The organism is Pseudomonas sp. GW821-FHT03C07 (assembly GCF_059420925.1).
This window is the reverse complement of record NZ_JBWKUQ010000018.1, coordinates 121391-131081: the sequence shown is the minus strand read 5'-3', so window position 1 is coordinate 131081 and position 9691 is coordinate 121391. Positions and strand designations below refer to the sequence as shown.

At 65.2% G+C, this 9691-nt stretch carries 3 protein-coding genes; all 3 read left to right on the top strand.

The genetic code is table 11. The annotated features are described in order from the left end of the window. Window positions 1-393 precede the first annotated feature (393 nt). Genes recC through recD form a run of 3 tightly spaced genes read left to right on the top strand, consistent with a single transcriptional unit; the run spans window position 394 to window position 9619 of the window. On the top strand, window positions 394-3852 hold the full coding sequence (recC, locus tag AC07VG_RS26790; RefSeq protein WP_495022194.1) for an exodeoxyribonuclease V subunit gamma: 3459 nt from the start codon (window positions 394-396) through the stop codon (window positions 3850-3852). Then, a complete protein-coding gene (gene recB, locus AC07VG_RS26785; RefSeq protein ID WP_495022193.1) occupies window positions 3849-7535 on the top strand; it encodes an exodeoxyribonuclease V subunit beta in 3687 nt (1228 codons plus the stop codon). The genes recC and recB overlap by 4 nt, the downstream gene beginning before the upstream one ends. Continuing rightward, the gene (gene recD / locus AC07VG_RS26780; RefSeq protein ID WP_495022192.1) at window positions 7532-9619 is read left to right on the top strand and encodes an exodeoxyribonuclease V subunit alpha; all 2088 of its coding nucleotides are present in this window, start codon (window positions 7532-7534) and stop codon (window positions 9617-9619) included. Before recB ends, recD begins: the two co-directional genes overlap by 4 nt. The last annotated feature ends 72 nt before the right edge of the window (window positions 9620-9691 follow it).

Below are 9691 nucleotides of genomic sequence, written 5' to 3'. Positions count from 1 at the left end.
TGCAGGTAGGGGTTTTGTTTTTGTGCTGCGCAAATGTCCGGCGCCAGGTCCGGCCTCCTGTGGCGACTGTTCGATCGCCATCGCCAGCAAGCTGGCTCCTACAGGGGGCGGGTGTTCCAGCGCAGGGATGGCGTTGTGCCCGGCCTTTGTAGGAGCCGGCTTGCCGGCGATGGCGGCCGCATAGCCACCGCAAGGCTCAAGGGCCCCATCGCCAGCAAGCTGGCTCCCACAGGGGGCAAGTGTTCCAGCACAGAGATAGCGTCGTGCCCGGTCTTTGTAGGAGCCGGCTTGCCGGCGATGGCGGCCGCATAGGCGCTGCAAGGCTCAAGGGGATTGGCCGCGCCGGAGGTGTTAAAGTCCTGCCTTCGTTTTGAATTCTCCAAGGAAGTCGGCATGCCGGACGCGACCTCACTCAACCCCGCCTTCATGGTGGTGCAGAGCAACAGCCCCGAGGAACTGCGCAGCCTGGTGATCAACGTCATGCGACGTTATCCCCTGGCACCCCTGGAGAACGAAATCGCCCTGGTGCAGAGCAATGGTATCGCCCAGTGGCTGAAACTCGCCCTGGCCGAAGACCCGGAAGACGACGACCAGGGCGGCTGCGGCATCGCCGCCGCCATCGATGTGCAACTGCCCGGCAGCTTTATGTGGCAGCTCTATCGCATGGTCCTGGGCCGCGACGAGATCCCGGCCAAATCCCTGCTCGACAAAGGCCCGTTGACCTGGCGCCTGATGCGCCTGCTGCCGGAGCTGATCGACCAACCGCACTTCGAACCACTGCAGCGCTTCCTCACCCACGACACCGACCTGCGCAAACGCTACCAACTGGCCGAGCGTCTTGCCGATCTGTTCGACCAATATCAGGTCTACCGCGCCGACTGGTTGGAAGACTGGGCCGCCGGCCGCCATCAACTGCGCAGCGGTCGTGGCGAGATCAAGCCGCTACCACCGGCCAATTGCTGGCAGGCCGAGTTATGGCGCGCCTTGCTGATGGATGTCGGCGCATCCGGCATGGCCCAGAGCCGGGCCGGCGTGCACCAGCGCTTTATCGAGCGGATCAACCAGCTAGAAAGCGCGCCACCGGGCCTGCCGCCGCGAGTCATCGTCTTCGGCATCTCCTCGCTACCGGCCCAGGCCCTCGAAGCCCTTGCCGGACTGGCTCGTTTCAGCCAGGTGCTGCTCTGTGTGCACAACCCCTGCCGCCATCACTGGTCCGATATCGTCGCCGACAAGGACCTGCTGCGTAATCAGTACAAACGCCAGAGCCGCAAAGCCGGGATGCCGCTGGCCCTCGACCCGCAAACCCTGCACCAGCACGCGCATCCGCTGCTGGCCGCCTGGGGCAAGCAGGGGCGCGACTACATCAACCTGCTGGACAGCTACGACGATCCCGCCAGCTACCGCGCGGCTTTCCGCGACGGCCGTATCGACCTGTTCAGTGACAGCACGCCGACGACCCTGCTCAATCAATTGCAGGACGATATCCTCGAACTGCGCCCGCTCAACGAAACCCGCGAACACTGGCCGGCCATCCATCTGGCGCAGGACTCATCGATCCGTTTCCACATCGCCCACAGCGCCCAGCGCGAAGTGGAAATCCTCCACGACCAACTGCTCGAACGCTTCAGTGCCGAGCCGGACCTGCGACCGCGTGACATCATTGTCATGGTCCCGGATATCGACAGCTACGCCCCGCATATCCGCGCGGTGTTCGGCCAGCTCGAACGCAACGACCCACGCTTTATCCCCTTCACCCTGGCCGACCAGGGCCAGCGTGGTCGCGATCCATTGCTGATTGCCGTCGAGCACCTGCTCAAGCTGCCTGACAGCCGCTTCCCGGTCAGCGAGATCCTCGACTTGCTGGACGTCCCGGCCTTGCGCGCCCGCTTCAATATGCAAGAGCGTGACCTGCCGACCTTGCATCGCTGGATCGAAGGCGCCGGCGTGCGCTGGGGCATGAACGCCGAACAACGCGCCGGCCTCGGCCTGCCCGACGCGCTGGAGCAGAACAGCTGGCAGTTCGGCCTGCGGCGCATGCTGTTGGGCTACGCGGTCGGCAGCGGCGAGGCTTGCGAAGGCATCGAGCCCTACGACGAGATCGGCGGCCTCGACGCGGCCTTGATTGGTCCGCTGGTGGCCCTGCTCGACGCCTTGGAAATCGCCCACCAGGAACTCTCCGAGCCGGCCCTCCCGCAGCAATGGGGCGAGCGCCTGCACGCACTGATCCAGCTGTTTTTCCTCGCCAGCACCGAGCACGACGACTACCTGCTGATCCAGCTCGAACAACTGCGCGCCGACTGGCTGGAAACCTGCGCGGCGGTGAACCTGGAGGAAGTCCTGCCACTGACCGTGGTCCGCGAAGCCTGGTTGGCCGGTCTCGATCAGGGCCGCCTGTCCCAGCGCTTCCTCGCCGGCGCGGTGAATTTCTGCACCCTGATGCCGATGCGTGCCATTCCGTTCAAGCTGGTCTGCCTGCTGGGTATGAACGACGGCGATTATCCCCGTGCCCAGCCGCCATTGGACTTCGACCTGATGGGCAGCGACTACCGTCCCGGCGACCGTTCACGGCGTGAAGACGACCGCTACCTGTTGCTCGAAGCCCTGCTCTCGGCCCGCAGTCAGCTCTATATCAGCTGGGTCGGTCACAGCATCCGTGACAACAGCGAGCGCCCGGCCTCGGTCCTGATCGGTCAGTTGCGCGACCACCTCGCCGCTGGCTGGCGACTGCCGGACGGTGACGGCGAGCAACTGCTCAACGGCCTGACCCAGGCGCATCCGCTGCAACCCTTCAGCGCCCGTTACTTCCATGACAGCCATGCCGAGCTGTTCAGCTATGCCCGCGAGTGGCAGCAACTGCATGAGGCTCAGAGCCCGAACGAAACGATCAGCGAGCTCGACGCCTATCAGCAGGACGAACCGCTGACCCTGGCCCAGCTCCAGGATTTCCTGCGCAACCCGGTCCGGCACTTTTTCAGCCAGCGTCTGAAGGTCTTCTTCGAAGCGGCCCAGGCTCCACTGGCCGACGAGGAACCGTTCGTGCTCGACGCCCTGCAACGCTACAGCCTCAGTGACAGCTTGCTGCAAGCGGCGCTGCTCCAGGCGGACAACCCGGACCAGGCCCTGCAGCACCAAGCCCAGCGCTTGCAAGCCAGCGGCCTGTTGCCCATGGCCGGCTTCGGTGAATTGTTGCAACATGAACTGATCGAACCGCTGCCGGATTTGCTGCAACGTTATCAACAACTGCTCAGCCTCTGGCCGACCCCACTGACCAGTGCCGTGCCCGTCGCCTTCGACAGCGGCGCCACCCGGGTGGAAGGCTGGCTGAGCGGCCTGCATCAACGCAGTGACGGCGGCCTGCTCGCGGTGACAACCATTCCCAACAGCATCGGCTCGATCAAGACGCGCAAATGGCATCGCCTGACCAAACCTTGGGTCGACCACCTGCTGGCCTGTGCCTGCGAACTGCCGATGACCACCGCGCTGGTAGCCAGCGACGACACCCTGCTGCTGCCACCATTCGAACCGCAGCAAGCCGCCAAGATTCTCGGCAATCTGCTGCTGGCCTGGCAGTCCGGGATGCGCCGTCCGCTACCGGTCGCGGTAAAGACCGCCTTTGCCTGGCTTTCCCAATCGGACCCGCTCAAGGCCCAGGACGCGGCGCGCAAGGCCTATGACGGCGATGGCGTGAACAGCGAGGGCGAGCGTCGGGAAAGCGCGGCCCTGGCCCGCCAGTTCGCCGACTACAACGCGCTGATTGCCAGCGAGGAATTCGAAGGTTGGTGCGATGCGCTCTATCGGCCGCTGTTCGAAGCGCCGTGGCGTTCTCTCGCTGCCGAGGAGGCGCGCTCATGACCGACAACAAGACCCCCCTGGCGCTGGCCTTCCCGCTACGCGGCAGCCAACTGATCGAAGCCAGTGCCGGCACCGGCAAGACCTTCACCATCTCCGCGCTCTACCTGCGCCTGGTCCTTGGCCATGGTGGCGAGGACTCGGGGTTCGGCCGCGAATTGCTGCCGCCGCAGATTCTCGTGGTGACCTTTACCGATGCCGCCACCCAGGAACTGCGCGACCGTATCCGCACCCGCCTGGCGGAAGCCGCGCGGTTCTTTCGCGATGAGATAGCGGCCACCGATGCGCTGATTGCCCAACTGCGCGATGAATACCCGCCTGAACACTGGTCGGCGTGCGCCAACCGCCTGGATATCGCCGCCCAGTGGATGGACGAAGCGGCGGTATCGACGATCCACGGCTGGTGCCAGCGCATGTTGCGTGAACACGCCTTCGACAGCGGCAGCCTGTTTACCCAGACCCTGGAAACCGACCACAGCGAACTGCTTGGCGAAGTGCTGCGCGATTACTGGCGGCTGTTTTGCTACAAGCTGCACGGCGATGCGCTGAACTGGGTCCGGGCCAACTGGGGCGGGCCGGCGGCACTGCTGCCGCGGGTGCGGGCGTTGTTCGGCAGCGAACGGCGCGACGACAACCTGGAGGAACCGGCCGAGTTGATCGAAGCCTGCATCCAGGAGCGTCGCCAGGCCCTGGTGCAGCTCAAGACACCTTGGCGGCAATGGGCCGCCGAACTGCGCGATATCTGCCTGCAAGGCGTGGCGAACAAGAGCGTCGACGGGCGCAAGATGCAGGCGCGCTACTTCGAGCCCTGGTTCGAGAAACTCAGCGCCTGGGCCGTGGACGAGACCCAGGAGCAACTGGATATCGGTACCGGCTTCAGTCGCCTGACCGCCGCCGGCCTGGCCGAAGCCTGGAAGGGCGAGCCACCAAGCCACCCGGCCCTCGACGCCATGTCCGGCTTGAAAGCCAGCCTCGATGCCTTGCCCACGCCGGACGCCGCCGTGCTCGAACACGCCGCCCGCTGGGTCGGCGCGCGCTTCGAGGAAGAGAAACGCCGGCGGGCCGAGATGGGGTTCGACGATATGCTCCTGCGTCTCGACGCGGCGCTCCAGAGCGACGGCGGCGAACGCCTGGCGAGCCTGATCCGCGAACAATTCCCGGTGGCCCTGATCGACGAATTCCAGGACACCGACCCGGTTCAGTACCGGATCTTCGAAAGTATCTACCGCATCGAAGACAACAGTCCCGAGTGCGGCCTGTTCCTGATCGGCGACCCGAAGCAGGCGATCTACGCTTTCCGTGGCGCCGATATCTACACCTACCTGCGAGCGCGCCAGGCCACCCTTGGTCGGCTGCATACCCTGGGTACCAACTTCCGCTCCAGCCAGGCGATGGTCACGGCGGTCAACCACGTCTTCGAGCGCGCCGAGCAACGCGAGCAGGGGCGTGGCGCGTTCCTGTTTCGTCAGGGTGATGAGAACCCGGTACCATTTCTGCCGGTGGCCGCCCAGGGGCGTAAGGAGGTCTTGCAGATCGACGGCCAGCCCGTGGCGGCGCTCAACCTCTGGCAACTGGCGACCGAGCAACCGGTGTCCGGCGCGCTGTATCGCCAGCAGTTGGCTGCGGCCTGCGCCACTCGCATTGTCGAGTTGCTCAACGGTGGCCAACAGCAGCGAACCGGCTTTGTCCGCGACGGCGTGCTCAAGGGCGTGTTGCCCTCCGATATCGCGATCCTGGTGCGTGACGGCAAGGAAGCCCAGGCGGTCCGTGGTGAGCTGGCGAGCCGTGGCGTACGTAGCGTTTACCTCTCGGACAAGGACTCGGTATTCGCCGCCCAGGAGGCCCATGATCTGCTGGCCTGGCTCAAGGCCTGCGCCGAGCCGGATGTCGAGCGCCCGTTGCGGGCAGCCCTGGCCTGCATCACCCTGAACCTGCCACTGGCTGAACTGGAGCGTCTCAACCAGGACGAGTTGGCCTGGGAACAGCGGGTCATGCAGTTCCGTAGATACCGTGAGATCTGGCGCAAGCAGGGCGTGCTGCCGATGCTGCGTCGGCTGATCCATGACTTCCACTTGCCCCAGGCACTGATGACCCGCAGTGACGGCGAGCGGGTGCTGACCAACTTGCTGCACCTGTCCGAACTGCTGCAACAGGCGGCCGCTGAACTCGACGGCGAACAGGCGCTGATCCGCCATCTCGGCGAGCACCTGGCGTCCTCCGGCCAGGCGGGCGAAGAACAGATCCTGCGTCTGGAAAGTGACGAGCAACTGGTCAAGGTGGTGACCATCCACAAGTCCAAGGGCCTGGAATACCCCCTGGTGTTCCTGCCTTTCATCTGCTCGGTCAAACCGGTGGATGGCAGTCGCCTGCCACTGCATTACCACGATGCCGAGCGCAAGGCCCAGGTCAGCCTGAAACCCACTGCCGAGTTGATCGTCCAGGCCGACGACGAGCGCCTGGCCGAAGACCTGCGCCTGCTCTACGTCGCCCTGACCCGGGCCCGACATGCTTGCTGGCTGGGGGTGGCCGATCTCAAGCGCGGTAACCACAACGCTTCAGTACTGCATCTGTCCGCCCTCGGTTATCTGCTCGGTGGTGGTACTGTGTTGGGCGAGTCCGCCGGCCTTGAACGCTGGTTGTTGGACTTGCAGGAAGGTTGCCCGGCATTGGCCAATGAGTCACTGCCAGCGGCCACCGCCGAAACCTTCCAGCCGCCGCGCAATGAAGCGCTCTTGCTTGCCCCACGCCTGCCCAAGCGCAGTGCTTCCGAGTACTGGTGGATCGCCTCCTACAGCGCCTTGCGCATCGGCGAGGCGCAGAGTGCCGATACTGACGAAGCGCCGGAAAGCCCCCAGGCGCAAAAACTCTTCGACGACGAACGCCTCGACCCGGCCGCGCCCCGCGACCTGGTGCCGAGCGGCAGCGATATTCACCGCTTCCCCCGTGGTCCGAACCCCGGCACCTTTCTCCATGGCCTGCTCGAATGGGCCGGTGACGAAGGCTTTAATGCCGACCGCATGCTGATCGAAAAAGCCGTCGCGCCACGCTGCAACCTGCGTGGCTGGAAAGGCTGGATCACGGCCCTGTGCGACTGGCTCGCCGACCTGCTGCAAACCCCTTTAAGCCTGGGCAACGATCAGCCGCCGGTGGTCTTCAGGGAACTGAAGGCCTACCGGGTGGAAATGGAGTTCTGGTTCGCCAGCCACACGGTCGATGTGCTCAAGGTCGACGAACTGGTACGTCGCCACACCCACGGCGGCGTCGCCCGAGCCAAGGCCGAGCCGATCTTGCTCAATGGCATGTTCAAGGGCTTTATCGACCTGACGTTCGAACACCAGGGGCGCTACTACGTGGCGGACTACAAATCCAACTGGCTGGGCGTCGATGACGCGGCTTATACCGAGCAGGCGATGAGCCTGTCGATCCTGGATAACCGTTACGACCTGCAATACGTGCTTTACCTGCTGGCCCTGCATCGCCAGCTCAAGGTGCGGTTGCCGGATTACGACTACGACCGGCATATGGGCGGCGCCTTGTACCTGTTCCTGCGCGGTACCCGGGCGCCGAGCCAGGGGGTGTTTTTCACCCGGCCGCCGCGTGAACTGATCGAGCACCTGGACCTGCTGTTCCAGGGTAAACCAGTACCCCACGGCGAGCCCGTCTGGGAGCAGGGGAGTCTGTTATGAAGCGTTCCTTTTCGGAAATCCTGCCGACCGCGCAGGGCGACGACAGCCTGGCTGAACTGACGCCCCTGAGCCGCGCGGCGGACTTGCTGTTGCTGTTGGAACGCTGGGTTGAACGGGGTTGGTTGCGGGCGCTGGACAAGGCTTTCGTGGCCTTTCTCCACGAGCTTGATCCCGAGGCTGATCCGCTGGTGTTGCTGGCGGCGGCGTTGACCAGCCACCAACTGGGACACGGGCATGTCTGCCTTGATCTGTTCGCCACCTTGCAGGAACCGGACTTCGCCCTGTCGCTGCCGCCGGAAGGCGATGTGCAGGACGGGGCGTTGTTGCTGCCGTCGCAACTGCTGGTGGCCCTGGACGGCGGGCGCTGGTGTCGATCGCTGCAAACCAGCCCGTTGGTGGCGCTGGCGGACGAACCGGGCATCGAGGCCGCGCAGCGTCCGCTGGTGCTCAGCGGACGACGCCTGTACCTGCGCCGTTACTGGGCTTACGAGCGACGTATCGACGAGGCCCTGCGTCGGCGTCTGGCCGAACAGGAAGAAACCCCGGACGACCTGGCGCAACGCCTGACCGCGTTGTTCGGCGCAGCGATGCCCGGCGCCCGCATCGACTGGCAGAAACTCGCCTGTGCCCTGGCCACGCGCGGCGCGTTCAGCATCGTCACCGGTGGCCCCGGTACGGGTAAGACCACCACCGTGGTGCGTTTGCTGGCCTTGCTCCAGGCACCCGCGGTGGCGGCGGGAAAACCCTTGCGTATTCGCCTGGCGGCGCCCACCGGCAAGGCTGCCGCGCGGCTGACCGAGTCCATCAGCGCGCAGGTGCGCTCGCTGGATATCGACGCTGGCGTGCGCGGCAAGATCCCCAGCGACGTCACCACCGTGCACCGCTTATTGGGCAGTCGGCCCGGTACCCGGCACTTCCGCCACCACGCCGGCAACCGCCTGCCGCTGGACGTGCTGGTGGTGGACGAGGCGTCGATGATTGACCTGGAGATGATGGCCAACCTGCTCGACGCCTTGCCTGAGCATGCGCGGTTGGTGCTGTTGGGCGACAAGGACCAACTGGCCTCGGTGGAAGCCGGTGCGGTATTGGGCGACCTCTGCCGGGATGCCGAGGACGGCTGGTACAGCGCACGGACCCGTGGCTGGCTGCAGGCCGTCAGTGGCGAACAACTGGGCGACGGTGGTTTGCAGGAGGACCTCGATGACAGCCATCCGCTGGCCCAGCAGGTGGTGATGTTGCGTCACTCGCGGCGCTTCGGCGAAGGCAGCGGCATCGGCCAGTTGGCCCGTCTGGTCAACCGCCAGGCGGCGGACGAGGCGAGGGAGTTGCTGGCGGCGGGCAGTCACGCGGACCTGTTTGCGTTGGCGCTCAAGGGCGAGCAGGACAGGAAATTCGAACGCCTGGTGCTGGACGGCCAAGGCTCCGGTCCGAAAGGCTACCGGCACTACCTCGGGGTGTTGCACAGCCAGCGTCCCGCCGCCGGCAGCGACCTGGCGGATGCGTGCTGGACCGATTGGGCGCGCACGGTGCTCCAGGCTTTCGACGAGTTCCAGTTGCTCTGTGCCGTGCGCAAGGGTGCCTGGGGCGTCGAAGGTTTGAATCAGCGGATTACCGCGGCGTTGTTCGCCCATCGGCTGATCGACAGCGACCAGCATTGGTACGAAGGCCGCCCAGTGCTGATGACTCGTAACGACTACGGCCTGGGTCTGATGAACGGCGATATCGGCATCGCCTTGAAACTGCCCGAGCGCGACGGGCCCGAGGCCGGCCAGCCGGTGCTGCGCGTGGCCTTCCCGCGCAATGACGGGCAGGGCGGGGTGCGCTTTGTCCTGCCCAGTCGCTTGAACGATGTGGAAACGGTGTACGCCATGACGGTGCACAAGTCCCAGGGCTCGGAGTTCGCGCATACCGCGCTGATCTTGCCGCAGGCGCTGAACCCGGTGCTGACCAAGGAATTGATCTACACCGGGATCACCCGGGCCAAGGACTGGTTCAGCCTGATCGAGCCCCGCAGCGGGGTGTTCGAAGAGGCGGTGGCGCGCAAGGTCAAGCGGCTCAGCGGATTGATGCTGGAGTTGAGTTAGTGGTGTCAGTGCCGGCCTCTTCGCGGGCAAGCTCCGCTCCCACAGTGTCCGTGTCGAGCTCAAGACTTGTGT